The organism is Aquamicrobium defluvii (assembly GCF_004363725.1).
Taxonomy (GTDB): domain Bacteria; phylum Pseudomonadota; class Alphaproteobacteria; order Rhizobiales; family Rhizobiaceae; genus Mesorhizobium; species Mesorhizobium defluvii.
The window spans coordinates 162,475-186,410 of the sequence record NZ_SNZF01000004.1; the positions used below are offsets into that span (position 1 = coordinate 162,475).

The 23,936-nt window shown below is 63.3% G+C and carries 31 protein-coding genes; 13 read left to right on the forward strand and 18 right to left on the reverse strand.

From position 1 onward, the window contains the following. Window positions 1-14: 14 nt before the first annotated feature. The 3 genes from lspA to DES43_RS04775 are packed head-to-tail and all read right to left on the reverse strand — an operon-like array spanning window position 15 to window position 2,376. Window positions 15-527, reverse strand: coding sequence for a signal peptidase II (gene lspA, locus DES43_RS04765; protein WP_035024535.1), 513 nt, complete (start codon window positions 525-527; stop codon window positions 15-17). After that, the gene (locus DES43_RS04770) at window positions 524-1,378 is read right to left on the reverse strand and encodes a TrmH family RNA methyltransferase (RefSeq protein ID WP_035024648.1); all 855 of its coding nucleotides are present in this window, start codon (window positions 1,376-1,378) and stop codon (window positions 524-526) included. The genes lspA and DES43_RS04770 overlap by 4 nt, the downstream gene beginning before the upstream one ends. Continuing rightward, complete coding sequence (locus DES43_RS04775) at window positions 1,375-2,376, reverse strand: RsmD family RNA methyltransferase (RefSeq protein ID WP_035024647.1); 1,002 nt, start codon at window positions 2,374-2,376, stop codon at window positions 1,375-1,377. The genes DES43_RS04770 and DES43_RS04775 overlap by 4 nt, the downstream gene beginning before the upstream one ends. A gap of 173 nt (window positions 2,377-2,549) precedes the next feature. Here DES43_RS04775 and DES43_RS04780 point away from each other — a divergent pair, with 173 nt between their 5' ends. Further along, complete coding sequence (locus DES43_RS04780; protein WP_051520433.1) at window positions 2,550-3,455, forward strand: alpha/beta hydrolase; 906 nt, start codon at window positions 2,550-2,552, stop codon at window positions 3,453-3,455. 4 nt (window positions 3,456-3,459) lie between these two features. Here the strand turns inward: DES43_RS04780 and DES43_RS04785 are convergent, their stop codons facing one another. From DES43_RS04785 to sppA, 3 genes are all read right to left on the reverse strand, one after another. After that, window positions 3,460-3,795, reverse strand: a complete 336-nt coding sequence (locus DES43_RS04785; RefSeq protein WP_035024533.1) for a LapA family protein — start codon at window positions 3,793-3,795, stop codon at window positions 3,460-3,462. 4 nt (window positions 3,796-3,799) lie between these two features. Next, on the reverse strand, window positions 3,800-4,084 hold the full coding sequence (locus DES43_RS04790) for an integration host factor subunit beta (RefSeq protein ID WP_035024645.1): 285 nt from the start codon (window positions 4,082-4,084) through the stop codon (window positions 3,800-3,802). An 83-nt stretch (window positions 4,085-4,167) separates the two neighbouring features. After that, window positions 4,168-5,118 carry a signal peptide peptidase SppA gene (gene sppA, locus DES43_RS04795; protein ID WP_035024531.1) on the reverse strand — a complete coding sequence of 317 codons (951 nt, stop codon included), beginning with the start codon at window positions 5,116-5,118 and terminating at the stop codon, window positions 4,168-4,170. A 234-nt stretch (window positions 5,119-5,352) separates the two neighbouring features. On the opposite strand from sppA, the gene lptC reads away from it, so the two are divergent. The 6 genes from lptC (at window position 5,353) to ptsN (ending at window position 10,529) form a co-directional block, all read left to right on the forward strand. Then, a complete protein-coding gene (lptC, locus tag DES43_RS04800) occupies window positions 5,353-6,075 on the forward strand; it encodes an LPS export ABC transporter periplasmic protein LptC (RefSeq protein ID WP_245264652.1) in 723 nt (240 codons plus the stop codon). Next, entirely contained in the window at window positions 6,062-6,634 is a 573-nt protein-coding gene (locus tag DES43_RS04805) for an LptA/OstA family protein (protein WP_035024529.1), read from the forward strand. The genes lptC and DES43_RS04805 overlap by 14 nt, the downstream gene beginning before the upstream one ends. Before the next feature lie 44 nt (window positions 6,635-6,678). Continuing rightward, entirely contained in the window at window positions 6,679-7,467 is a 789-nt protein-coding gene (gene lptB / locus DES43_RS04810) for an LPS export ABC transporter ATP-binding protein (protein WP_051520439.1), read from the forward strand. 165 nt (window positions 7,468-7,632) lie between these two features. Beyond that, window positions 7,633-9,162 (forward strand): RNA polymerase factor sigma-54, encoded by a 1,530-nt coding sequence (rpoN, locus tag DES43_RS04815; protein WP_035024527.1) that lies wholly within the window; start codon window positions 7,633-7,635, stop codon window positions 9,160-9,162. A 249-nt stretch (window positions 9,163-9,411) separates the two neighbouring features. Further along, complete coding sequence (gene hpf, locus DES43_RS04820) at window positions 9,412-9,993, forward strand: ribosome hibernation-promoting factor, HPF/YfiA family (protein WP_035024526.1); 582 nt, start codon at window positions 9,412-9,414, stop codon at window positions 9,991-9,993. Between the two features lie 71 nt (window positions 9,994-10,064). Beyond that, a complete protein-coding gene (gene ptsN, locus DES43_RS04825) occupies window positions 10,065-10,529 on the forward strand; it encodes a PTS IIA-like nitrogen regulatory protein PtsN (RefSeq protein WP_035024525.1) in 465 nt (154 codons plus the stop codon). Between the two features lie 306 nt (window positions 10,530-10,835). Here ptsN and DES43_RS04830 read toward each other — a convergent pair whose 3' ends face one another. The 4 genes from DES43_RS04830 to DES43_RS04845 form a co-directional block, all read right to left on the reverse strand. Then, on the reverse strand, window positions 10,836-11,105 hold the full coding sequence (locus tag DES43_RS04830) for a BQ00720 family protein (RefSeq protein WP_035024524.1): 270 nt from the start codon (window positions 11,103-11,105) through the stop codon (window positions 10,836-10,838). Window positions 11,106-11,163: 58 nt separating this feature from the next. Further along, window positions 11,164-11,589, reverse strand: a complete 426-nt coding sequence (locus tag DES43_RS04835; protein ID WP_035024643.1) for an Hsp20 family protein — start codon at window positions 11,587-11,589, stop codon at window positions 11,164-11,166. A 166-nt stretch (window positions 11,590-11,755) separates the two neighbouring features. Next, window positions 11,756-12,652: a methylated-DNA--[protein]-cysteine S-methyltransferase gene (locus DES43_RS04840; RefSeq protein WP_035024522.1), complete on the reverse strand. Its 897-nt coding sequence runs from the start codon at window positions 12,650-12,652 to the stop codon at window positions 11,756-11,758. 88 nt (window positions 12,653-12,740) lie between these two features. Beyond that, window positions 12,741-13,235 carry a DUF2244 domain-containing protein gene (locus DES43_RS04845; protein ID WP_035024521.1) on the reverse strand — a complete coding sequence of 165 codons (495 nt, stop codon included), beginning with the start codon at window positions 13,233-13,235 and terminating at the stop codon, window positions 12,741-12,743. Between the two features lie 52 nt (window positions 13,236-13,287). Here DES43_RS04845 and nth point away from each other — a divergent pair, with 52 nt between their 5' ends. Beyond that, window positions 13,288-14,061, forward strand: coding sequence for an endonuclease III (gene nth, locus DES43_RS04850; protein ID WP_425352066.1), 774 nt, complete (start codon window positions 13,288-13,290; stop codon window positions 14,059-14,061). A 19-nt stretch (window positions 14,062-14,080) separates the two neighbouring features. Here the strand turns inward: nth and DES43_RS04855 are convergent, their stop codons facing one another. The 4 genes from DES43_RS04855 to DES43_RS04870 all read right to left on the reverse strand — a co-directional run bounded on the left by DES43_RS04855 (window position 14,081) and on the right by DES43_RS04870 (window position 16,448). After that, window positions 14,081-14,581: an NUDIX hydrolase gene (locus tag DES43_RS04855; RefSeq protein ID WP_035024519.1), complete on the reverse strand. Its 501-nt coding sequence runs from the start codon at window positions 14,579-14,581 to the stop codon at window positions 14,081-14,083. 62 nt (window positions 14,582-14,643) lie between these two features. Beyond that, window positions 14,644-15,042: a hypothetical protein gene (locus tag DES43_RS22810; protein WP_245264651.1), complete on the reverse strand. Its 399-nt coding sequence runs from the start codon at window positions 15,040-15,042 to the stop codon at window positions 14,644-14,646. A 17-nt stretch (window positions 15,043-15,059) separates the two neighbouring features. Continuing rightward, the gene (locus DES43_RS04865) at window positions 15,060-15,245 is read right to left on the reverse strand and encodes a Flp family type IVb pilin (protein ID WP_035024518.1); all 186 of its coding nucleotides are present in this window, start codon (window positions 15,243-15,245) and stop codon (window positions 15,060-15,062) included. 249 nt (window positions 15,246-15,494) lie between these two features. Next, entirely contained in the window at window positions 15,495-16,448 is a 954-nt protein-coding gene (locus tag DES43_RS04870; protein ID WP_051520431.1) for a phosphatase PAP2 family protein, read from the reverse strand. 104 nt (window positions 16,449-16,552) lie between these two features. On the opposite strand from DES43_RS04870, the gene DES43_RS04875 reads away from it, so the two are divergent. After that, window positions 16,553-16,876, forward strand: coding sequence for a hypothetical protein (locus DES43_RS04875; RefSeq protein WP_035024517.1), 324 nt, complete (start codon window positions 16,553-16,555; stop codon window positions 16,874-16,876). 31 nt (window positions 16,877-16,907) lie between these two features. Further along, complete coding sequence (gene msrA, locus DES43_RS04880; protein WP_035024516.1) at window positions 16,908-17,573, forward strand: peptide-methionine (S)-S-oxide reductase MsrA; 666 nt, start codon at window positions 16,908-16,910, stop codon at window positions 17,571-17,573. Window positions 17,574-17,602: 29 nt separating this feature from the next. On the opposite strand, the gene DES43_RS04885 is transcribed toward msrA, so the two are convergent. After that, on the reverse strand, window positions 17,603-17,806 hold the full coding sequence (locus DES43_RS04885; RefSeq protein WP_035024515.1) for a SlyX family protein: 204 nt from the start codon (window positions 17,804-17,806) through the stop codon (window positions 17,603-17,605). Window positions 17,807-17,813: 7 nt separating this feature from the next. Further along, entirely contained in the window at window positions 17,814-18,443 is a 630-nt protein-coding gene (gene upp / locus DES43_RS04890; RefSeq protein ID WP_035024514.1) for a uracil phosphoribosyltransferase, read from the reverse strand. 246 nt (window positions 18,444-18,689) lie between these two features. On the opposite strand from upp, the gene ubiE reads away from it, so the two are divergent. From ubiE to coaBC, 3 genes are all read left to right on the forward strand, one after another. Next, window positions 18,690-19,466 (forward strand): bifunctional demethylmenaquinone methyltransferase/2-methoxy-6-polyprenyl-1,4-benzoquinol methylase UbiE, encoded by a 777-nt coding sequence (gene ubiE / locus DES43_RS04895; protein ID WP_035024639.1) that lies wholly within the window; start codon window positions 18,690-18,692, stop codon window positions 19,464-19,466. 13 nt (window positions 19,467-19,479) lie between these two features. Continuing rightward, window positions 19,480-21,054: a 2-polyprenylphenol 6-hydroxylase gene (ubiB, locus tag DES43_RS04900; RefSeq protein ID WP_035024513.1), complete on the forward strand. Its 1,575-nt coding sequence runs from the start codon at window positions 19,480-19,482 to the stop codon at window positions 21,052-21,054. Between the two features lie 79 nt (window positions 21,055-21,133). Continuing rightward, a complete protein-coding gene (gene coaBC, locus DES43_RS04905; protein WP_035024638.1) occupies window positions 21,134-22,372 on the forward strand; it encodes a bifunctional phosphopantothenoylcysteine decarboxylase/phosphopantothenate--cysteine ligase CoaBC in 1,239 nt (412 codons plus the stop codon). 54 nt (window positions 22,373-22,426) lie between these two features. Here the strand turns inward: coaBC and DES43_RS04910 are convergent, their stop codons facing one another. Together DES43_RS04910 and DES43_RS04915 are read right to left on the reverse strand one after the other, a co-directional pair. Further along, entirely contained in the window at window positions 22,427-22,903 is a 477-nt protein-coding gene (locus tag DES43_RS04910) for a DUF992 domain-containing protein (RefSeq protein ID WP_035024512.1), read from the reverse strand. Window positions 22,904-23,071: 168 nt separating this feature from the next. Beyond that, window positions 23,072-23,908 (reverse strand): tetratricopeptide repeat protein, encoded by an 837-nt coding sequence (locus DES43_RS04915; RefSeq protein ID WP_035024511.1) that lies wholly within the window; start codon window positions 23,906-23,908, stop codon window positions 23,072-23,074. Window positions 23,909-23,936 lie beyond the last annotated feature (28 nt).

Below are 23,936 nucleotides of genomic sequence, written 5' to 3' on the forward strand. Positions count from 1 at the left end.
TGCGCCGCTTCGATTCAATTTTTCGGCATATTTGGCTGGCCCCGCCAGCCAACGAACTCTTCCAGCACCACCAGAATTGCGCCGAGGCTGATGAAGACATCGGCAAGGTTGAACACCGCGAAGGACCATCCCGGCGTGTGGAACAGAATGTAATCCACGACATGGCCGTAGAGGGCCCGGTCGATCACATTGCCCACGGCACCGCCAAGGATCAGCGCGAAGCCGAGGCGGGCGAAAAGCTGCCGCGGGGTGCTGCGCAACGCCAGATAGACGATGAAGGCCGACACGGCGAGCGAGATGACGATGAGCCCGGTGTCGCCGAAGGAGGACAGCATCGAGAAGGCGATGCCGGTATTGTAGGTGCGAAACAGCGCCAGGAACGGCAGCAGGCCGATCTTCTCCTGAAAGGGAAGGCCGGTTTCAACCAGATATTTGATCCATTGGTCGAGCGCCATGGCGACGACCGTCAGCGCGGCGTAGGGGCCGAGCGATCTGACCGTGCCGGATTCTGGTGGAGCCGTGGTCATTGCGGCGATACCTCCAGCCTGAGCGCGTCGCGGCGGATCTCGAACAGCATGACGCCCGTTGCGACGGCCAGATTGAGCGAATCGGCGCGGCCCGCCTGCGGAATGCGCAGCAGCCGGTCGCAGCTTGCCGCCAGATCGTCGGGCAGGCCCTGCTGCTCGTTGCCCATGAGGAGCAGGACGGGTTTGCCGGAGAAATCGACCGAGCGATAGTCGACCGCGCCTTTCAGATGCGTGCCGGCGACGAGGCCGGGAAAGCCCTTGCGCCAGGCAAGGAACGCCTCGACGCTGGCCCTGGCGACGGGCACGGCGAAGATCGAGCCCATGGTGGCGCGCACCGTTTCCAGCGAGAACGGGTCGGTGGTGTCGCCGACGAGGATCACGCCCTTCGCGCCGACCGCATCGACGGTGCGGATGACGGTGCCCAGATTGCCGGGATCGCGCACCCGGTCGAGCGCCACCCAGACATCGCCGTTGGCGGGACGAATGTCCTTCAGCGGCACGAGGCGCTGTGTGAACACGCCCACCACCATCTGCGGATTGTCGCGCCGGGTGATGGAAGACAGGACCTTTTCCGAGACTTCCAGCACGTCGCCGCCGGCGGCGACCGTGCGGGCCGCCACCTTCTCGACAGCCGCATTGCCGCGCCCGGCCTTGGCGAAGATCAGGGTGCGGATTTCCCAGCCGAGATCGAGCGCGTCGATGACCAGCTTCAGCCCCTCGGCCATGAAGGCATTGTTCTGGTCGCGGAATTTCTTCAGCGCCAGCGCCTTGATGTCCTTGACCAGCGGATTTGAAAGACTCGTGACTTCCTTGACCCGGCCGACCGGGCGGCGTTTTTCATGTTCGCTCATCTGGCGACCCATCTGGAAAAGAGCGAGGTGGAGAGCGCGCGACCGGCCGATTTCTCGCGGATGATCAGTTCGCCGGATTCCACGGTGCCGCCCATGCCGGCGAAGGTGTCGCGCATCAGGGCGTGGATGGCGAAGAAGGAGGCGCGGATCGAATAGGCGGTGAGCACCACGGCCAGCGGCTTCGGCGTCAGGATCGAGCGGCAGATGTCGGCAAGCGCCGGCAGGTGTTCGAACAGTTGCCAGACCTCGCCCTTCGGTCCGCGCCCATAGGCCGGCGGGTCGAACAGGATGATGTCGTAGCGGCTGCCGCGGCGCTCCTCGCGCTCGGCGAATTTCATCGCGTCCTCGACGATCCAGCGGATCGGCTTGCTGGTCAGCCGGGCCACTTCCTGATTTTCGCGTGCCCAGCCGATCGCCTTCTTCGACGCATCGACATGGGTGACCTCGGCCCCGGCGCGCGCCGCGACCAGCGAGGCAAGGCCGGTATAGCCGAACAGGTTCAGCACCTTGACCGGCCGCTTCGCTCCCTCGATCAGGGCGGCCATATGGTCCCAGTGCGAAGCCTGTTCGGGAAACACGCCGACATGGCGGAATGAGGTGAAGCGGCCGAGATAGTCGATGCCGTCATGCTTCATCGGCCATGTCTCGCCAAGCGGATTGCGCGGGAAATGCCAGCGGCCCATGCCTTCCTCATCCGTATTGCCGGTGAAGATGGCGTCGGCGCGGCTCCATTCCTTGTCGGGCAGGGCGGGACGCCAGATGGCCTGCCCCTCGGGGCGCACGATGCGGTAGGGGCCGTATTGCTCCAGCTTGCGGCCGTCGCCGCTGTCGAGCAGGGCATAATCGGCATTGGGCGCGACTTCGAGGATCAGCGGCAGCTTTTCCGCCGGCAGCGCGCCTTCGCGGCGAACGAGCCGGCGCTTCGGCTGCGGCGGTGCCTCGCGCTCTCTTTCGGGGCGCGTCCTTGCCTCCTGGCTTCTGTTGCGCGTGGCTTTCAAGCGAATGCTCCGGTGGAAATGTGCCTGCGCTTCTGCCATAGCGGCCGGCGAGCCGCAACATGCAGCGCCTTGAGCCGGGATGCACGATCATGAGAATCAGCAGGAAAACAGCTTTCATCGCCGCATGCGTTCTGCTGTGCTGTGTGCCTGCATGGCAAGCGGGAGCCGGGGACATGACCGAAACCGAGGTCGAGGCGCAGGTCGCGAACGGCCCGCTGAAAGGCGCCATGCTGCTGCCGCCGCAGGCCAGGGGGCGGCCGGCGGTGGTCATCATTCCCGGCTCCGGCCCCACCAACCGCGACGGCAACAGCCCGATGGGCATCGAGGCCGGCTATCTGAAGATGCTGGCCGGCGCGCTGGCCGAGCGGGACATAGCGTCGATCCGGGTGGACAAGCGCGGCATGTTCTCCAGCACGGGCCAGTTCGCCGATCCCAATGACGTGAGTTTCGACGACTACGCCGGGGACGCCAGGGCGTGGCTGCGGGCGGCACGGGAGCGGACGGGCGCCGGCTGTGCATGGCTGCTCGGCCACAGCGAAGGCGGGCTGGTGGCACTGATCGCCGCCCAGACGGCAGGGCCGGACCTGTGCGGGCTGATTCTGGTGTCGACACCCGGCAGACCGCTGGGGGAAATCCTGCGCGAGCAGTTGCAAGGCAATCCGCTCAACAAGCCGATCCTGCCTCAGGCCCTTGCCGCGGTGGAGGCGCTGGAGCGGGGTGAGAAGGTGGATGCGGCCACGCTTCCGGGCGTGCTCCAGCCCCTGTTCAGCGACAAGGTGCAGGATTTCCTGATCGACGGCTTCAGCCGCAGGCCTGCCGAACTGATCGCCCGGCTCGAAGTGCCGGTGCTGATCGTGCAGGGCGACAATGACCTTCAGGTCCGGCAGATCGATGTCGAAACGCTCTCAAAGGCGCAGCCGGCTGCCGAACTGAAGATCGTTTCCGGGATGAACCACGTCCTGAAGGCAACGCCTGCGGGCGATCTGGCTGCCAATCTCGCATCCTATGGCGATCCGAAGCAGCCGCTTGCTCCGGGTCTGGCGGAGACGATCGCCGATTTTGTCCGCAGCCGCCGCTGACGGATCAGGTAGTCGGGCGCGGCAGGGTCGGCGCGTCCGCGACGGGGGGCGCCGGACGGCCCGCCGCCTGTTTCAGGCTCTCGGCCTCGAGCGCGCGCTGACGGGCCAGCTTGCGATAACGGCCCTGCCGGAACCATGTGGCGAGGCTGCCGATGACCATGCCGAGCGCCAGCGCTGCAAACAGGAACACGAAGAACGGCAGCGTATAGGTCAGCGCCGGATTGCCGGGGTTGAACGGATCGACCGTGAAGGCGACCGGAGCACGATTGGCGACAGCCAGCGCGATCAGCACGATGGCCAGCGGCACGAAGACGAGGACGAGGGCGAAGCGGTTGAACATCGGCCTATTTCTCGTTGTTCAGCCTCTCGCGCAGTTCCTTGCCGGTCTTGAAGAACGGCACCCATTTCTCCTCGACCTCGACGGCCTCGCCGGTTCGCGGATTGCGCCCGGTGCGGGCAGGGCGGTTCTTGACCGAAAATGCGCCGAAGCCGCGCAACTCCACGCGATTGCCTTCGGCCAGCGCATCCGTGATCTCATCGAACACGGCGCTGACGATGTTTTCGACATCGCGCAGGAACAGATGCGGGTTGCGAGAGGCGATGATTTGCACGAGTTCGGACTTGATCATGCGGTCGGTCCCCTTGAAAAAAAACACGCTGTCGAAATTATGCAGATGATTTTATTTGCTTTTTTCACCCGTAGCGCGGGCTGTCAAGGGTGCCAGACCGATACCAGCCCGTCAAGGAACAGCCGTTCCATGCCAAGCTCGTTGATCAGGTCGCCGCTTTGCTCGGGCAGGCCGAGCGCGCGCGCCACCGTGCGGACCAGAGCCTGCGACCAGATCAGCCTGCCGGCGCCTTCCGCCGGCTTCCACTCGATCACCCTCAGATCGGGCGCCACGCCCTTGCTCTCCAGCCACGCGACAGCTTCCTCCTCCCCGCCAAGGGCGTCGACCAGCCTGTTTTGCAGTCCCTGCCGTCCGGTGAAGATTGAGCCGTCGGCCAGCGCCAGCGCCTGCTCGCGCGGCATTGCGCGGCGCTCTGCGACGATGTCGACGAACCAGTCATAGCTGTCCATGATGAGGCGGCGCACCATGGCGCGCTCTTCCTCGTTCGTGGGCTTGAAGGGTGAGGGTGCTGCCTTGAGCGGCGAGGATTTCACCTCTTCCAGCCTGATGCCGAGCTTTTCCATCAGGCCGGTCATGTCCGGATACTGGATCAGGACGCCGATGGAGCCGACAATGGAGGACTGGCGTGCGACGATATGGTCGGTGGCGCTGGCGATCATGTAGCCGGCGGAGGCCGCCAGCGTCCCGACCTCGGCAGCCACCGGCTTCTCGGCCGCGATCTTGCGGACGGCTTCATAGATCGACTCGCCGCCGGTCGTCGTGCCGCCCGGCGAGTTGATCTGGACGATGACGCCCGCCACCCTTGACGATTTCCGGATCTTCTCGAGCCGCTTGAGTAGCTCGTCGTCCTCGGTAATGGTGCCCTCGATCCTGACCTTTGCGATGTGTGTGGCGGTGCCCAGCCCATCGTCGCGGAACCATGCAGCGAGCGAGATGACGCCAAGCGCAAGGATGATGACGGTGAGTGCGCGCCAGAAGGTCAGTTTGCGCCGCAGTCTGCGCCGGTCGATCAGGTCATCGGCTCTCTGTGCCATGCTGGGTCTCGTCCTACAGGAAATTGCAGAGCCTATTTAGAGCATGGATGCGGCGGCGACCACCGCTTTTGCGATCATGGCTGACCGGCGGCACTTGCCGGCCATTTGTGTCATCATGTATCCTTATACTGGTCATATTTTTACGGTTTTGATCCATCCGGACTTGTTTGCAAGGCCCCGCATCCCGAATTGCAGGGCGGTGGAGGCGGGCCTGTTTGTAGAAAGCAGTTGATTTTGTCGCAGACGACTGACCCGATCGGCATGGAAGGCATGCTGCCGAAACCCGGAGCTGCCCATGCCGGCGCCGACAATCGGCAAGCTGCGTTCGGGCGCGCGCAGCAGCACTCGCGCCGTGTGCGCCGACTGAAATTCGTGGTGCCCGCCATAGCGATTGCCCTGGCCGTCGCCTTTCCGCTCTATTCCTACATCGTGGCTCCGGAGACGGTTCCGGTCGCAACGGAAAGCAGCGCTTTTTCCGATGGAAAGCTGGTAATGTCCAATCCGAAGCTGGAGGGATTCACCAAGGCCCTGCTGCCCTATGCGATGACGGCGGTGCGCGCCATCCAGGAGGCCGGCAACGAAGGCGTCATCGAACTGGAGGGGATCAATGCCCGCCTGCCGATCAATGCCGGTACGACTGCGAGGGTGGATGCCGCGAAAGGCACCTATGACCGCGCCAGCAATACGCTCAACATCGACAGCGACGTAACCGTTACCACCACCGACGGAATGGTCGTGAAGCTGAAATCGGCCTTCCTCGACATCGACAAAGGCAATATGAAGACGGAGCAGCCCGTCGATATCAGCCGGCCCGGTTCGCGCATCACCTCCGATACGATGGCGGTGGAGGAGGGCGGCAAGGTCATGATATTCGAGAACCGGGTTCGCATGAGCATCGATCCCGCCGCAACCCCGGCGGATCAGAAGAAGAGCGGAGACACCAATGCGACGCAGTGATTCGGCGAGGCTTGCAGTCCTTGCATCGGCCTTGTCCCTTGTCGTGGCGGGCTCCGCCTTCGCCCAGACCGGCGCGACCGGTTCCATGCCCGGCCTGAAGCTGGCCGGCGACCAGCCGATCCAGATCGAAAGCGACAAGCTGGAGGTGCGCGAAAACGAGAGCCTCGCCATCTTTACCGGCAATGTCCAGGTGGTGCAGGGGCCGACCCTGCTGAAAGCCGGGGCGATGAAGGTCTATTACGTCAAGGATCAGGCCCAGGCGGATCAGGCATCTGCGGGCTCGGCCACCACCGGTACGGCCAACATCGACCGGCTGGAGGTTTCCAGCAAGGTTTACATCAAGTCCGACACGCAGGTCGCCACCGGCGATCGCGGCACCTTCGACATGAAGAGCGAGGTTCTGGTGCTGTCGGGCGACAAGGTCGTGCTGTCGGATGGCGACAACGTCCTCACCGGCTGCAAGCTCACCGTTCAGATGAAGACGGGCCTTGCCCAGGTCGAAGCCTGCGGCAAGCGGGTCATGATGTCGATCACGCCGGGTTCGCAAAAGAAACCGTAGGATCGCGTATGCTTTCATTTCCCAGGTTGGGCTTCAGGTCTGGCATGTCGGGGCGCAAATCCGGCACGACGGCCGGGAAGGCCACCGACGGTTCGGTGACTGCCGGGCTCAAGGGCACGCTCATCGCGCGCGGCCTGACCAAGAGCTACAAGGGCCGCAAGGTCGTGAACGGCGTGTCGCTCGGCGTGCGCGCCGGCGAGGCCGTGGGCCTGCTCGGCCCCAACGGCGCGGGCAAGACCACCTGCTTCTACATGGTCACCGGGCTGGTGCCGGTGGACGAAGGCACGATCGAGATCGACGGCTACGATGTCACCTCCATGCCGATGTACCGCCGTGCGCGGCTCGGGATCGGCTACCTGCCGCAGGAAACCTCGATCTTTCGCGGCCTGAGCGTCGAGCAGAACATCCGCGCGGTGCTGGAGGTGGTGGAAAAGAGCCGCAAGCAGCGCGAGAAGGACCTCGACGAGTTGCTTGAGGAGTTCCATATCGGCCATCTGCGCCATGCGCCCTCCATGGCACTGTCGGGCGGCGAACGGCGGCGCCTCGAAATCGCGCGGGCGCTTGCCAGCAGGCCGGCCTATATGCTGCTCGACGAGCCCTTCGCCGGCATCGATCCGATCGCGGTGGCCGACATCCAGCAACTCGTTCGCCACCTCACCAGGCGGGGCATCGGCGTGCTGATAACCGACCACAATGTGCGCGAGACGCTGGGGCTCATCGACCGCGCATACATCATCCATGCGGGCGAAGTTCTGACGCATGGTCGCGCCGATGAAGTGGTGGCCAACCCCGATGTGCGGCGGCTCTATCTGGGCGAAGGCTTCACACTGTAAAGGCTTCCGGCCGGCTGCCACCTTTTTGAAAGGACGGCGCAATCTGTCATCCTGCTGGCTGTCGTGTGCCTGTTTTGCTTGACAAGCAAAAGCCGGGCCAGTTTCTATCTTCCGTAGGAAAATCCTGCCAGACCGGGCAGGCGCGAGGGAGAAATACGGCACCAGATGGCGCTTTCAGCCAAGTTGCAGCTCAGGCAGACACAGTCGCTGGTGATGACGCCGCAACTGCTGCAATCGATCCGTCTCCTGCAATTCACCAATGTCGAGCTGGAGCGCTTCATCGACGAGGAGGTGGAGCGCAACCCCTTGCTGGAGCGGGCGGAGCCTGCTGCGGACGATGCCGCCGAACCGTCACGGACGGGGGAGGCCGAACCGAGCCGAGAAGCGGGCGAAGACTGGTTCGGCAATGAGGCGGACCTCTCCGCGCAAACCATCTCGGACCGTTTCGATTCGTCGCTGGAAAACCTCTTTCCCGACGATCCGGGCCGGTCGGAGTGCCCCGATCCGGCTTTGTCGACGCAATGGAAGTCCCTGGGAGCGGGAAGCGGTCAGGGCGGTGCGGGGGACGGGTTCGATCTGGAGGATCTTGCGGCGGCACCTGTCACGTTGCGCGACCATGTCGGCGAGCAGATCGCCTTCGGCTTCGCCGACCCGCGGGAGAGGCTGATCGCCGCCGAACTGGCCGACGGGCTGGATGATGCCGGCTATCTGCGCATCGACCTCCATGAGGTCGCCGAGCGGCTTGGCGCGGATGCGTCCGGGGTCCGGGCTGTGTTGTCGCGCTGCCAGTCCTTCGACCCGCCGGGGCTTTTTGCGCGCGATCTTGCCGAGTGCCTGTCCATCCAGCTTCGCGCCCGTGACCGGTTCGATCCGGCCATGCGCACGCTGATTGACAACCTGGACCTTCTGGCACGCCGCGACTTCCAGCAACTGAGGCGGCTGTGCGGGGTGGACGAGGAAGACCTGCTCGACATGCTGGCCGAGATCAGGGGGCTCGATCCGCGACCGGGGCTGGCCTTCTCCGGCGGGGCCAGCGAGGCGATCGTGGCCGATGTCGAGGTGCGCCCGGCAAGCGATGGCGGCTGGGCCGTGGAACTCAATGCGGATGCCCTGCCTCGCGTGCTGGTCGATCAGTCCTATTTCGCGCTTGTGTCCGGCCGGACCCGCGATCAGGCCGAAAAGGATTTTCTCGGCGAATGCCTTCAGAATGCCAACTGGCTAGCGCGCAGCCTCGACCAGCGCGCCAGAACCATCCTCAAGGTGGCTTCCGAGATCGTGCGCCAGCAGGATGCGTTTCTGGCCCATGGGGTGCGTCATCTGCGGCCCCTGAACCTGAAGACCGTGGCGGACGCCATCGGCATGCACGAATCGACCGTCAGCCGGGCAACCGCCAACAAATACATCCTGACGCCGCGCGGGGTGTTCGAGATGCGTTATTTCTTCACCGCTGCCATCGCCTCCTCGGATTCGGGCGAATCCCATTCCTCGGAGGCCGTGCGCGATCGTATCCGGACCCTGATCGAGGCCGAGACGGCGGATCACATACTTTCGGATGATACGATTGTGGAGATGTTGAAGAAAGAAGGCGTCGATATCGCCCGGCGCACCGTCGCCAAATATCGCGAAGGCATGAACATACCCTCTTCCGTCCGGCGAAGGCGTGAAAAACGGGCGCTTGCGAGCCTCAGGGGCTGACACAAAGGCGTTTTCCACAGCTTCTCCCTTCGTTGACAAGCACGAATGAAGTGTCTAGAAGCCCGCCCGCATGAGGCGGGCGGTGCCCGTGCAGGGATGGCCATCGGTGCATGAACGGCGGGCTGTCAGGATCGACTGCGAAGTTCACGAGCAAATTCGGCACATGGTGTGCCGTGCGGCTTGTACGAACAGACTACGGGTATAAACTCCGGTTAGTTCGAAGCCTGTACAGGGAAGGTCACTAGTCAGATGGCACTGCGGATTGCGGGAAAGCACATGGATGTCGGCGATGCGTTTCGTACGCGCATCACCGAACGGGTCACCGACATCATCCAGAAATATTTCGACCGTGGATTTTCCGGTCAGGTCACGATGATCAAATCGGGATCCCGCTTCACCTCAGACTGTGTAATCCGGCTGGATTCCGGCGCTTCCTTGCAGGCAGCCGGGGAATCTCACGATCCCATCCAGGCTTTCGAAGCAGCGGCCGAGCGTCTGGAAAAGCGTTTGCGCCGCTACAAGCGCCGCCTCAAGTCGCATTATCCGGTCAATGCCGCTTCCGATGGAACCAGCATCGCCTACGCCGTGGTGGAAGCGCTGGCCGAGGATGACGAAGAGGATATCCCGGAGGATTTTGCGCCGACCATCGTCGCCGAATCGACTCTGGCGCTGAAAACCATGTCGGTGGCTTCCGCCGTCATCGAACTCGATACCACAGGCAGCCCCGTGCTGGTGTTCCGCAATGGCGGCACCGAACAACTCAACATCGTCTATCGCCGGCCTGATGGGAACATCGGCTGGATAGATCCCGCGACGGTCAAGACCGCGTAAGGGTTTTTGAAAACGGCGCGGCCCGCCAGTGCGGGCCGGCCGCGGCAGGCGAAGCAGAGGAATTTCAAGAAATGGCTCTGAACGATCTTGTCGACGTCCCGGCAATCATGCCGGCGTTGAAGGCCAACTCCAAGAAGCAGGTGCTCCAACTTCTGGCCGAGCGTGCATCCGCCATCTCCGGTATTCCGGAGCGGGACATTTTCGAGACCATTCTCCAGCGCGAGAAGCTGGGTTCCACCGGCGTCGGCAACGGCATAGCCATCCCGCATGGCAAGCTGGCCGGCGTAAAGGGGATCACCGGCGTGTTCGCACGGCTGGAAACGCCAGTCGATTTCGAGGCTCTCGACGATCAGCCCGTCGATCTCGTATTCCTGCTGCTGGCTCCGGAGGGAGCGGGGGCCGATCACCTCAAGGCGTTGTCACGCATCGCGCGCGTGCTGCGCGACGGCGATACGGTGGCCAAGATCCGCGGCACCCGCGACGCTCAGGCCATCCACGCGCTTTTGTCGGAGACGCCGGCTTCGCACGCGGCGTGAGCGGCTGCGCGGTCTGAAATCAGCTTTCCGAAAGCCGACAGCCGTTTTTCAAGGGCCGCATTTACGCGGCCCTTCTCCTGTGGACGCAATCCTTGCGGCCTTAAAGCGTGTCGCGATCTTTCAGATTCGCTCCGTACACTTCAAGTTCCTGTGGTTACGCATGTCGTTGCCCCGAAACCGGTTCCCACTTTCGGGCGACATGCCTTAGATCATTTCATCGTTTCTCCGAATCGATGAAACGATCTAACTATTTGTTTATAATGCATTTGTGCGACGCCAAATGTTTCCATTTGGCTGCAAAATGCTCTAGTGGGTGGCGACCGTCGTCAGGTCGTTCTCCATGGCACCCGCAAGAGCGCGGTCGCGCTCATCGGCCAGCAGAATGGGCTGGCCATTGGCGGCGAACAGAGCCCAAAGCTCCAGTCCGGGCGTGATCTGGGCAAGGCCGGGGAAGCGGCCGCGCAGATCGTCGCTCGACATCTTCCTCAGATAGGCGACCGAGCCTTCGCCAAGATGAGCCAGTTCGCCGGCGCTCATCACCGGCTTTTCGGCAGTGGTGTCAACGGTTCTGGTCATGTCCAGGCCTCCTGTCTATGAGCCGCCTTCAAGGCCGGCTCCTCACCATCGGCAAAGATCAGTCTTTCACCGATATGTTTATTTTCCGTACAAGCCGCTCGGCCTCGGGCCGGTCGAGATCGATGGACAGGAGCCCGTTCCTGAGCTCCGCTCCGATCACGCGCATGCCGTCTGCCAGCACGAAGCAACGCTGGAACTGGCGGGCTGCGATGCCGCGGTGGAGGAATTCGCGCTCGGAGTCGTCGGACTGGCGACCGCGCACGATGAGCTGGCTTTCCTCGGTCGTCACCTCCAGATCGCTTTCGGCGAAGCCCGCGACCGCAAGCGTGATCCTCAGCTTTTCTGTTGCGCCGTCGGCGCCGCGTAGGCGCTCGATGTTGTAGGGAGGATAGCCGTCGCCCGATTTTGCCAGGCGCTCCAGCGTTTTCTCCATGGCATCGAAGCCGAGAAGCAGGGGGCTGGAAAAAGGCGTCATTCTGGTCATGCTGTCCTGTCCTCTTGAGAGCGACATGTTTCGAAAGAACCCGAACGGCATTCTTTCCTGCACCAGATATGGTCTGTCGGGAGACGCAGTTCAAGATTTCGCCGCATACGCTGCACAGGAAACGGCAGCGAGCGGTGTTTGGACAGCATTGCGTGGCTGGAACGGTTCAGTGCGGCGAAACCTGCCCCGCTTCCCAGCCCAGAATGGCGCGCTTGCGCGTCAACCCCCAGTGGTAGCCGGTCAGCGCACCGGACTTGGCCAGCGCCCTGTGGCAGGGCACGACGAAAGAGACGGGATTTGCCCCGCAGGCCGCACCGACCGCGCGCGATGCCTGCGGTTCCCCGATCTGACGCGCCAGTGCGGAATATGTGCGGGCCTGGCCCATCGGGATGGACAGGAGCGCTTCCCACACACGCACCTGGAAGTCGGTGCCGATCATGACCACGCGCAGCGGCTGGTCCGCCCGCCATCTCGATGGATCGAAGATGCGGGTCGCATAGGGCAGGGTGGCGTCCATGTCCTCGACATAGGTCGCGTTCGGCCAGCGGCCCGACATGTCGGCAAAGGCGGCCCGCTCATCGCCGGGATCGTTGAAGGACAGGCCGGCAAGCCCCCTGTCCGTGACCATGATCAGGGCGATGCCGAAGGGCGAGGTGTGGTAGCCGTAGCGAATGGTCAGGCCCTCGCCACGGTTCTTGTAGGCGCCCGGCGACATCGCCTCATGGGTGACGAACAGGTCGTGCAGGCGGGCCGGACCGGACATGCCGACCTCCAGCGAAGCCTCCAGCAGCGGCAGGCCGGAATCGAGCAGCCGGCGGGCATGATCGAGCGTTACCGCCTGCAAGAAGGCTTTCGGCGAAAGCCCGGCCCAGCGGGTGAACAGCTTTTGCAGGGCGGTAGGCGTTTCGCCTACCGTCTCGGCCAGTTCCTCCAGCGAAGGCTGGTCGCGATAGTCGAGGCTGATCTTTTCGATCACCTGGCGCACGATCTCGTAATCGCTGCCTTCGGGCGTGATGTCCCTTTCGAGGACGGGAACGGGTTTCATAGAGGTGCGGGCGTTCATGGGACTTTCTCGCAAATCTGTATCTGTCATGGCGAATATCGTCCCCGGGTCGCGCTTTTCCCACCCGTTTCCTGACATATGGGTCGTTTCAGCCTGCCTTTGCGGTCGCCAGAGCCCGCGAGAACGCACTGGCGAAGCTTTCCCGGTCGTCCGGATTGAGGAAGCTGCCGATGGGAACACTCTTGTCGCGGGATTCCACGGCCATGCGGGTGATGCCGATTTCAGCGTGGCGGGCTACCGAGAAGCGTGCCCAGAACGGATTGAACCGGTGCTGCTCGGACTTGCCGGAAGGCGAAATCTTGCGGATATGCAGTTCCGTACGCGATACCGACACTTCCTCGCAGGCGCGGGCGGCGCGATAATTGAGCCGGAAGGCGACGTAGATCGCCACCACGTCCAGCCCGAAGAAGCCGAACACCGGCCATGCGCCATGGCTGAGGAAGATGATGCCGGTGACTGCCCAGGCAAAGAGCAAGGCGCCGATCAGGATCGCGAATCCCGTTCGTCCAAGCGATCTGTGCGGCTTCAGAAGCGCCTCGAAGAAGGGCCTGTCCGCGGCAAAGTCGACATTTGTCTCGCTCATGGCGCGATACTATAGGATGCGTATGAGCAAGCCCAAGCCAAAAGATCGGTCCATGTCCGAAAACAACGGCGATTCGGCCACGCGACCCGCGAGGGCGGTGAAGCGCGCCGCTCCGTCTTCGCGCAAGGGGCGTTCGCTTTACACGCCGGCAGAGGTGCATGAGATATTCCGTCGCTTTTGCGTGCAGCGGCCGGAGCCGAAAGGCGAACTGGAACATGTCAACGCGTTCACGCTTCTGGTGGCGGTGGTGCTGTCGGCGCAGGCGACCGACGCCGGCGTCAACAAGGCGACGCGCGCCCTGTTCGCGATAGCCGATACGCCGCAGAAGATGCTGGCGCTGGGTGAGGAAAGGGTCGGCGACTGCATCCGCACCATCGGCCTGTGGCGCAACAAGGCCAAGAATGTGATCGCCCTTTCACAGGCGCTGATCGACGAATATGACGGCGAGGTGCCCGGGGATCGCGATGAACTGGTCAGGCTGCCCGGCGTGGGGCGCAAGACGGCCAATGTCGTTCTCAACATGGCCTTCGGGCAGCACACCATGGCGGTCGACACCCATATTCTGCGCATTGGCAATCGCATCGGGCTTGCGCCGGGCAAGACGCCCGAACAGGTCGAGGCTGAACTGGTGCGCATCATCCCGGACGAGTATATGCGCCATGCCCATCACTGGCTGATCCTGCATGGGCGCTATGTGTGCAAGGCGCGCAAGCCCGATTGCCCGGCCTGCGTGATCGCGGACATCTGCAAGTCGCCGGAGAAGACCACGTCCATTCCGGCGCCGCTTGTGGAACTGGCGCCGCAGGAGATTCCTCAATCCCTGTAGCGAAGTCGGCCTGCGACAATCAGGGGGAGTGCGTTTCCGCTTCCCCGGACCGGGCCTTGGCATCTTCCTTCGGAATGGTCAGGTTCCGGACAAGGCTTGCCAGTTCCGGCTCGTCGATCAGCACCGCCGCCTGCTCGGGCCGCAGCCATGCGCGCTGTCGCGTTCGCGCCTCGCGCCATGATTTCAGTTGCTCGGTGACCTCGAGCAGATAGACGGTGACGTCGACCCGCACGAAGGCGGCCGGCAGGCGTTTCCAGTAATGATAGGATCCGGCGGGTGCTTTCAGCGTTTTGCCGGCGACGCCTGCCTCTTCAAGCGCCTCGATGGTGGCGGCCTTGCGGCCGCTCTTTCCTTTCATCGGCCAGCCCTTGGGCAGGATGAAGCGCTGCGTTTCGCGCGAGGTGACGAGCATCACCTGCAGGTCGCCGTCCGGGCCTGCGCGAAAGGGAATCGCCGCAACCTGGCGAATCTTCTCGCCTCTCTTGGCCTTGCGCAGGACCTGCTTCTTGTTTTTTGCCATACTTTTCCGATTCGATATGCACCGAACAGAATAGTCGGCTAATTATCCGAAGCAACCCGCGGTCAGCGGCAATTCCTCACATAGGTGTTGCCTGACAAGGTAATTTGACAGTTTTGCCGAAAGGTGGGGACCTGCGGGCGCGGTGCAGGCGGCTGAGTGACCTGCTGGCGGTCGATCTGCCGGTTAAGCTGCTGCTGCTGTTCGAACTGCTGGCGCTGGATGCGGTTCTGCAACTGGATGATCTCAGTGGCGTTGTCCCGGGGCGCAGGCAGTTGCTGCTGCGCGGCGGCGGGAAAAGCGAGGCAGGCCAGAAGCGTCATCGCGGCGAGCGGCCTGCCGCCGGGGGCCTTAACCGTCGAGTGCGTGCGCAGGATCATGAACTGAATATAAGCGCGCCGCGCCATTGTTCCAGCTTTTGCTTCCGAAAACAGAAAAGGCCGCCCGAAGGCGGCCTTTTGCATTGAAAATCTTGGAAGTCTTACGGCGCAGCCGGCGTAACGGCATCAAGTGCGGTACCGACCTGCGTGAACTTGGTGTTGACGGAGCTGCCGACCCAGCGGGCGCCGCCGATGATGGCGATGGCGATCAGAGCTGCGATCAGGCCGTACTCGATGGCGGTGGCGCCGGACTCGTCCTTGACGAAACGTGCGAAAAGCTTGGTCATATCTGTGTTCCTTGTTGCCCAGGTTGTGACTTTTTTTCTCGACGGTTTCTTGCTGAACCGTGGCCTCACTATCGCGGGTACCGCTTTCGGTTGAGTTAAGCGCAATGGTAAATGAAACATGTCGAAAAAATGTGCTTAACAAAGGCAGAATAACTTGGGTTGCTTTGTCGGAAGATCGAGATGGCGACTGCACACAAAAGAAAAAGGGCCGGATGCTTTCACCCGGCCCTGTAATCCTGTCGGCACAGATCAGCGTGAAAGGCCAACCGTTCCGGTGCCGGCTGCCAGTTCTTGCCGGCGCTGCGGTTCAAGAACCATGCGCGCGCACGCAAGCGCCACGACGAGCAGCGCGATGCCACCGGGAATGTCGACCAGATGATGTCCGCCATGCACCAGAACGCCGGGTACGACCGCGAGGTTGACAAGCGCATAGGGAAGGAACAGCCAGCGGATGCAGCGGGCATGGAGCGTCGCTATGCCGGCCAGCACGATATGCATGGACGGAAACGCGATCATGCCGCGAAACTCGTCCGGGCTCAGCAGGGAAATGCCGCTGCCGAGGTGGACCGCTATTTCAACGCCATATTCCGGAGACACGACTGGCTGGACGCGTTGCAGGACATCGGCCGGCAGCTCGAAATACGCGCTTGGCCCGATGCTTGGGAAGATGGCCCAGAAAACGACCGCCATGAGGCTGGCGATCGCTACAGCCACCATGAGCGAGTGAAGTTCCTTCACGCGGTTGCTCAGGGCCAGGACGACCACAAGCAGGGCAATTTGCGGAAGCGTCGAGATGTATGCGAGACGCATGGCCTGATTGAACCACGGATGCTCCCCCGACCATGCTACGATTGCGGGCCAGTCGTAGCCCAACATGGTGTCCAGGCGTATCAGCCAGTGGTCGATGACCGGATTCGGGTTCGGGGTCAGCAGATAGTTGAACAGCGACAGCGAGCCGGTGAACAGTATGAATATCCCGGTTGCCGTCGTCACGCTGCCCAGTTCCGCGCTGCGGCCGGAACGGCGGTAAAAGAAGCCCAGCGACAGCAGGATAAGGACCAGGCCGCCCAGGGTCGAATAGGCTGGCCAGTCCATGGCGGCCTGATGAAAGGCGATCAGGAAGGCATCGGCCGCAAGCAGGGCAAGAGTGATCCTGAAAAGGAATTTCTCCGCAGATTCATAACAAGCAGGTGTTCTGGCCATGGCCGAGCTATGTCACAACATAGCTTACAATTCGCTAAACTGATCCGGCATGGATTGCGCGCCTGCTGGGTCCGCCATATCTGTTGTGCCAGAAAGGTGCATCGATGTTCCGTTTCCTGTTCCGGCTTGCCGCAATGGTTTCTCTTTCCGTTGCCGTCATCATGGCGGTGCTCGATGCCACGCGCAGCGTTGCGGCCTCTCAGCTTGTCACCACACCGCTGAAAACGAGCTGGAACGCTGTTTCGCCCGACACGCTGGGCGCGGCGGAGATGTTCGTGCGCGAAAGGATCAACCCGCTTTTGTGGGATACGGCCGTGAACTGGGTGCTGGCGCTGCCGGGCTTCGCGGTTTTCGCCGGGCTGGCGCTGTTGCTTTACGCCATCGGCTACAGGCGGGAGCGCACGGTCGCGCGCTACGCCACCGGTTGAGCGGCGGCGGTTTCGAGAAAGGAAGGCAGCCATGTTGTTCCAGAGCGATTTCCTGAGCAAAAAGACCGCGATGCCGCGGGCGGAAGATGCTTTGCCGGGGCGTGACCGGCCGATTCCCACCGCCGTTTCGCACTTCGTGAACGGCAATCCGCTGAAGGGTCCTTACCCGGACAGGCTGGAAAAGGCTCTGTTCGGGCTGGGCTGCTTCTGGGGCGCGGAGCGGCTTTTCTGGCAAATGCCGGGCGTATGGGTAACGGCGGTCGGCTATGCGGGCGGCTTCACCCCCAACCCGACCTACAAGGAAACCTGCACCGGGCTCACCGGACATGCCGAGGTGGTGCTGGTGGTCTACGATCCCGGCGTGGTTTCCTATGGCGATCTGCTGAAGCTGTTCTGGGAAAATCACGACCCCACGCAGGGCATGCGTCAGGGCAACGACATCGGCACGACCTACCGGTCGGCGATCTACACCTTCGACGAGGCGCAGCAGGAGCAGGCGCGGGCCTCGCGTGACGCCTATGAAGGCTCGCTGCTTGCGGCAGGGCGCGGCAAGGTGACCACGGAAATCGCGCCGGCTCCGGAATTCTACTTCGCCGAGTCGGAGCATCAGCAATATCTGGCGAAGAACCCGGACGGTTATTGCGGATTGCAGGGCACGGGGGTTTCCTGTCCGATCCCCACCGGCGTCCGGGCCTGAACGCGCGGCTCCGTCTGGAGCGTTGCCCCCTACCAGTGCGGCGGCTTCGTCGCCTGTATTTCGGGCGTGGCCTGTTCTTCCAGCACAAGGAAGCGCTCGGTCAGGGCCTCCAGCTTTTTCTGAAGCCGTTCGATGACCTTCCACTGTTCGGCGATCTGGCCGGACAGTTCCTCTATGGTCTTTTCCTGCTCGGCTGCGCGGATTTCCAGCGCAATCAGCCTGTCCTCGCTCATCGGGCGCCTATTTCGTTCCGTACATGCGGTCTCCGGCATCGCCCACGCCGGGCATGATGTAGCCCTTTTCGTTGAGCTGCCGGTCGATGGCGGCAGTATAGACCGGCACGTCCGGATGGGCGGCGGTGAAGCGCGCAATGCCCTCCGGCGCGGCCAGCAGGCACAGGAAGCGGATGTTGGTGGCCCCGCGCGCCTTCAGCCGGTCGATGGCGGCGGTGGCCGAATTGGCGGTGGCCAGCATCGGGTCGACCACGATCACCAGCCGGTCGGCCAGATCGCCCGGCGCCTTGAAGAAATATTCGATCGCTTCAAGCGTGTCATGGTCGCGATAAAGCCCGATATGGGCCACGCGCGCGGCCGGCACGAGGTCGAGAAGTCCTTCCAGCAGGCCGTTTCCGGCGCGCAGCACCGAGGCGAAGACCAGTTTCTTGCCTTCCAGAACCGGGGCTTCCATTTCCTCGATGGGCGTTTCGATGGTGGTGGTGGTCAGTTGCAGGTCACGCGTGACCTCGTAGCCGAGCAACAGCGAGATTTCCCTGAGCAGGCGGCGAAAGCCCGCAGTCGAGGTGTTCTTGTCGCGCATGATGGTCAGCTTGTGCTGAACCAGCGGATGGTCGATGACGGTGACGCCCTGCATGGTCTTCTCCGGCTCGTTATGTTCTTTCAGTTCCGGACGCGAAACCCGCTGCCCCCGTTCCGGGATCGCCCGGTTTCACACCGGATAGTGAATGCTGGAAAGCAAATAGGAAAGGGCTATGCGACCTGCCGGATGCAAAGTCCACAGGGTGCCTGCGACCATTCACCGGTCAAATGAGGGGCCAAGGCCATGGCGCGGCGAAATCGGTTCCTGTATGGTCCGCCCGCATAAAAGCGGATCGTGATCATGTCAGTTGAAAGAACCACCGCCAATGGCGGCATGGAAACCTCCTACGGCTTCAGGCAGGTGGGAGCCGGCGAGAAGCAGCCGCTGGTCAACGAGGTGTTCCACAAGGTCGCCAACCGCTACGACCTGATGAACGATCTGATGTCGGCCGGCATGCATCGCGTGTGGAAGGACGCCATGATCGCGTGGCTGAATCCGCCGAAACGGCCGGGCTGGAAGGTTCTGGACGTGGCCGGCGGCACTGGCGACATCGCATTCCGCATCATCGAGGCCAGTCAGCGCAACGCGCACGCCACGGTACTGGATATCAACGGCTCGATGTTGCAGGTCGGGCGCGAGCGCGCGGAAAAAAAGGGGCTGTTGCCGCATCTCGATTTCGTCGAGGCCAATGCCGAGGAATTGCCCTTCGCCGACGCGACGTTCGATGCCTATACGATCGCCTTCGGCATCCGCAACGTGCCGCGCATCGATGTGGCGCTTTCGGAAGCCTTCCGCGTGCTGAAGCCCGGCGGACGTCTCCTGTGCCTGGAATTTTCCGATGTGGATATGCCGTTGCTGGATCGCATCTATGACGCCTGGTCGTTCAACGCCATTCCGAAGATCGGCCAGATGGTGACGGGCGACGGTGAACCTTATGCCTATCTGGTGGAGTCGATCCGCAAGTTTCCCGATCAGAACAATTTTGCCCGGATGATCGGCAAGGCGGGTTTCGAACGGGTCAGCTTCCGCAACTATTCAGGCGGTATCGCGGCCCTTCATTCCGGCTGGAAGCTGTGACGGAACAGGCCGCATGAGCAGTTTGAGCGCAGGGTTCCGGCTCATCAGGGCCGGCTGGGTTCTGGTGCGGGAGGGCGTGGTTGCGGCCCTGCCGGGCGACCAGCTTTCGGGGCTGCCGAAACTCGGCTGGCGCGTGGCCACGATGTTCACGCGCCGCCGCGCCCTGAAGCAGGACCGCAGCGACCGGCTGGCGCACGCGGTGGCGCGGCTTGGGCCTTCCTATGTCAAGCTCGGCCAGTTCCTCGCCACGCGCCCCGATGTGGTCGGCAACGACATCGCGCTCGAACTGGCGCTGTTGCAGGACAAGATGCCGACCTTCCCCAGGGCGGAGGCGCAGGCCGCGATAGAGGCGTCGCTGGGGCGCACGACCGGCGATCTTTACCTTGAGTTCGGGGATGCGGTGGCCGCCGCTTCGATAGCGCAGGTGCACCCGGCCGAGATCGATTATCCGCAAGGCCGGCGCAAGGTGGCGGTGAAGGTCATCCGCCCCGGCGTACGCCGCCGCTTCAACCAGGACCTCGAAAGCTACTTCCTCGCCGCACGCCTTCAGGAACGTTACATTCCCTCAAGCCGGCGGCTTCGCCCCGTGCAGGTGACCGAAACGCTTGCCCAGACCACCCGCATAGAGATGGATCTGCGGCTGGAGGGGGCCGCCCTTTCCGAGCTTGGCGAGAACACCAAGGAGGATCCCGGCTTCCGCGTTCCGGCGGTGGACTGGGAGCGGACCGGCCGCGATGTCCTGACCATGGAATGGGTCGACGGCATCAAGATGAACGATATCGCCGCGCTGGCGGCCGCCGGCCACGATCTGCGGGAGATTGCCGCCAACCTGATCCAGTCCTTCTTGCGGCACACGCTGCGTGACGGCTTTTTCCATGCCGACATGCATCCGGGCAATCTGTTCGTGGAAGCCGATGGCACCATCGTTGCCGTCGACCTCGGCATTGCCGGCCGGCTCGGCAAGAAGGAGCGCCGCTTCCTCGCCGAAATCCTCTACGGCTTCATCACACGCGACTATCTGCGCGTGGCGGAGGTGCATTTCGAGGCCGGCTATGTACCGGCAAAGCACGATGTCGCCGCCTTCGCGCAGGCGATCCGCGCCATCGGCGAGCCGATCCATGGCCAGCCGGCCGAAACCATCTCCATGGCCAAGCTGCTTACCCTGCTGTTCGAGGTCACGGAACTGTTCGACATGCAGACGCGGCCTGAGCTGATATTGCTGCAAAAGACAATGGTGGTGGTGGAGGGCGTGGCGCGCACGCTCGATCCCGCCTTCAACATGTGGAAGACGGCGGAGCCGGTTGTCGGCGGCTGGATTCGCGACAATCTGGGGCCGCGCGGGATTCTGGCCGACGCGCGCGAGGGGCTGCATGCCCTGTCGGCGCTGGCGAGGCAGATGCCCGAGATCGCGCAGCGCAGCGAGCGCCTGTCGCGCGAGATCGATCGCATGGCCGAGCACGGTTTTCGCTTCGACCCCGAAACGGCGCAGGCCATCGGCAAGGCCGAGGCCCGTCACACCCGGTCCGGCCGGGTGGCGCTGTGGGTGATCGCGCTGTCGCTGCTCTTCATTGTGTGGAAGCTGCTCTGAACGGCAAATTGACCGCACGGATCGTCCTGTCTAGTTTTCCTGTACAGTCCGGACACCGCTTACGGAGTTGATCAACGGCATGTCGAGCACCCTTTCGGGCAAGCGCATTCTGCTCATCATCGGCGGCGGTATCGCAGCCTACAAGACACTCGACCTCATACGCCGCCTGCGCGAGCGGGGTGCGGCGGTGCGTCCGGTGATGACGCAGGCGGCGCAGCAGTTCATTACGCCGCTGGCCGTTGGCGCGCTCGCCGCCGACCATGTGTTCACCGACCTGTTCGACCGCCAGGACGAACAGGATGTCGGCCATATCCGCCTGTCGCGCGAGGCAGACCTCGTCGTGGTGGCGCCGGCCACGGCCGACCTGATGGCGAAGCTTGCGAACGGGCTCGCCAGCGATCTGGCATCCGCCGTCCTGCTGGCGACCGACAAGCCCGTCCTGATCGCGCCGGCAATGAACCCGAAGATGTGGTCGCATCCGGCCACGCGCCGCAACCGCGAGACGCTGGCGCGCGACGGGGTGGCCTTCGTGGGGCCGGCGCGGGGAGAAATGGCCGAAAGCGGCGAGGCGGGCGAAGGCCGCATGGCCGAACCGCTGGAGATCGTGGCCGCGATCGAGGCGCTTCTGGAGCCGGCGGAAAGACCGCTCGCGGGCAGGCGAATCATCGTCACCTCCGGGCCGACGCACGAGCCGATCGACCCGGTTCGCTATATCGCCAACCGTTCGTCCGGCAAGCAGGGGCATGCCATCGCCGCAGCGCTTGCCCGGCTGGGCGCCGACGTGCAGCTCGTTTCCGGGCCGGTGACGATCCCCGATCCGGCGGGGGTTTCCACCACGCATGTGGAAAGCGCGCGCCAGATGCGCGAGGCGGTGGAGGGTCTGCTGCCGGCCGATGCCGCCATCTTCGTCGCCGCGGTGGCTGACTGGCGCACGGCCGATGCCGCCGGCGAGAAGATCAAGAAGGTGGCAGGCGAGGGGCCGCCGGCACTGCAAATGGTGGAAAACCCGGACATCCTTGCCGGCATCGGCCACCATGCGCGGCGGCCGTTCCTCGTCGTCGGCTTCGCAGCCGAAACGCAGGATGTGCTTAAGAATGCAAAGGCCAAGCTGGACAGGAAGGGCGCCGACCTGATCGTTGCCAACGACGTGTCGCACGACAGCGGAATCGGGCCGGGCGGAGTGATGGGCGGCGACCGCAACCGCGTCCGCATCGTCTCGAAGACCGGTGCGGAGGAGTGGCCGGAACTCACCAAGGATGAGGTCGCCGAACGGCTGGCGGCGCTGATTGCCGGGCGGTTGCAGGCCATCGAGACATAAAAAGGGCGGAACGTCGCGGTACCGCCCTTTTTGCTCTTTCCGGCTTCCCTGGGCCTACTTCAGCGAATGAACCAGTTCGAGCGACTGCACCGCGACTGCGAGGTTGAGCCCGGTCTGCGCCTGAACGCTCAGCGGCTGCAGGGTATAGGAGCGCTTGAAGCCGCCGAGCAGCAGGTTTGCGCCACCGCCGGTCACGATGCTGGCTTCGGCGTTGACGCCGAAATAGTTGCCGGCCAGCTTGCCGCTGTCATAGTCGCGGGTGGCGGCAAGCACGGCCCAGACGAGATTGCCCTGATGGGTCTTGCCGAGATCGACACCCAGCTTGGAAACAATGCCGCTGTAATATTCCGTGGCGCGGCCGTCGGAGGGCTTGAAGGTGCAGGCAAGACCCTTGTTCGAGGTGATGAGGTAGCCCGTGCCGCCATCGACCTTACAGTCGAGCACGCCGAGTTCGAACTGGCCGGTCGCATTGGCGGCGGCCGTCATCGACAGGAGGCCAAAAGCGGCAGCGGCGACAAGTTTCTTGGTCATTGGAAAACTCCTGAATCCTGATCGGTCGGTGGCAGAATCGCCATGCCGATCAACGCTTGGCAGGGCGATACGTTGCCTCGAACCGTGGCGCGATGATGGCGCAGGCGCACCGGATTGTCTCAGGCATGCCTTACGCTGCGCGAGGTGAGGAGCGGGGCGCGCCGGCGCTTACTGCGTGCGCGAGAGACCGTCTTTGGCAGGCTGGTAGGCCGGCTTGAGGCGTACCGCCTCGCGATAGGACTTGGCGGCCTTGGCCTTTTCGCCGCGCCGCTCGTAGATCAGCGCCTGATTGGTCCAGGCTTCCGCGTTCTTCGAATCCAGCTTGATCGCCATGTTGAAGTCGGCGAACGCGTTGTCTTCCTGGTTCATCGCCAGATAGGAAAGGCCGCGTCCGTTGTAGGGCTCGGAGGCATCGGGGGCCAGCGAGATGGCGGTCGAGAAGTCCTCGATCGCATAGGTATGCTGCCCCTGACCCTGATAGATCAGGCCGCGATTGTGGTAGGCGCGGGCATCTGTGGTGTCGAGCTGGATGGCCTTCTCGAAATCGCCGAAGGCTTCCTGCGTCCGTCCGGCCTGCCGATAGACATTGCCGCGCCCGATATAGGCGGCGTCGTAGCTCGGATTGATCTGCAGGGCACGGTTGTAGTCGGCCAGCGCCTTGCCGTTGTCACCCATGAAGCGATAGATCAGCGCCCTGTTGGCATAGGCCTGATAGAAATTCGGGTTGAGCGAGATGGCGGTGTCGAAATCCTTCAGCGCCTGCTGGTAACGGCCGCCCCGCCCATAGGCGGACCCGCGTACATTGTAACCCTCGGGATCGCGCGGATTGGCATTGATGACCTGGGTGAGGGACGAGATGTTCTCGCTGGAGGCCTGTGTGGCATCGACGTTGCCGAGATCGATGGCCGGGCCGGACTGGCAGGCTGCAAGCAGCACCCCGCTCAGGAGTGCGGCGGCCATGGAAAACCCGTAACGGGCGGCGCGCCGTTCGCTCAATGCTCCCATTGCAGTCTTGTCCTCGCTTTGTCTTGCC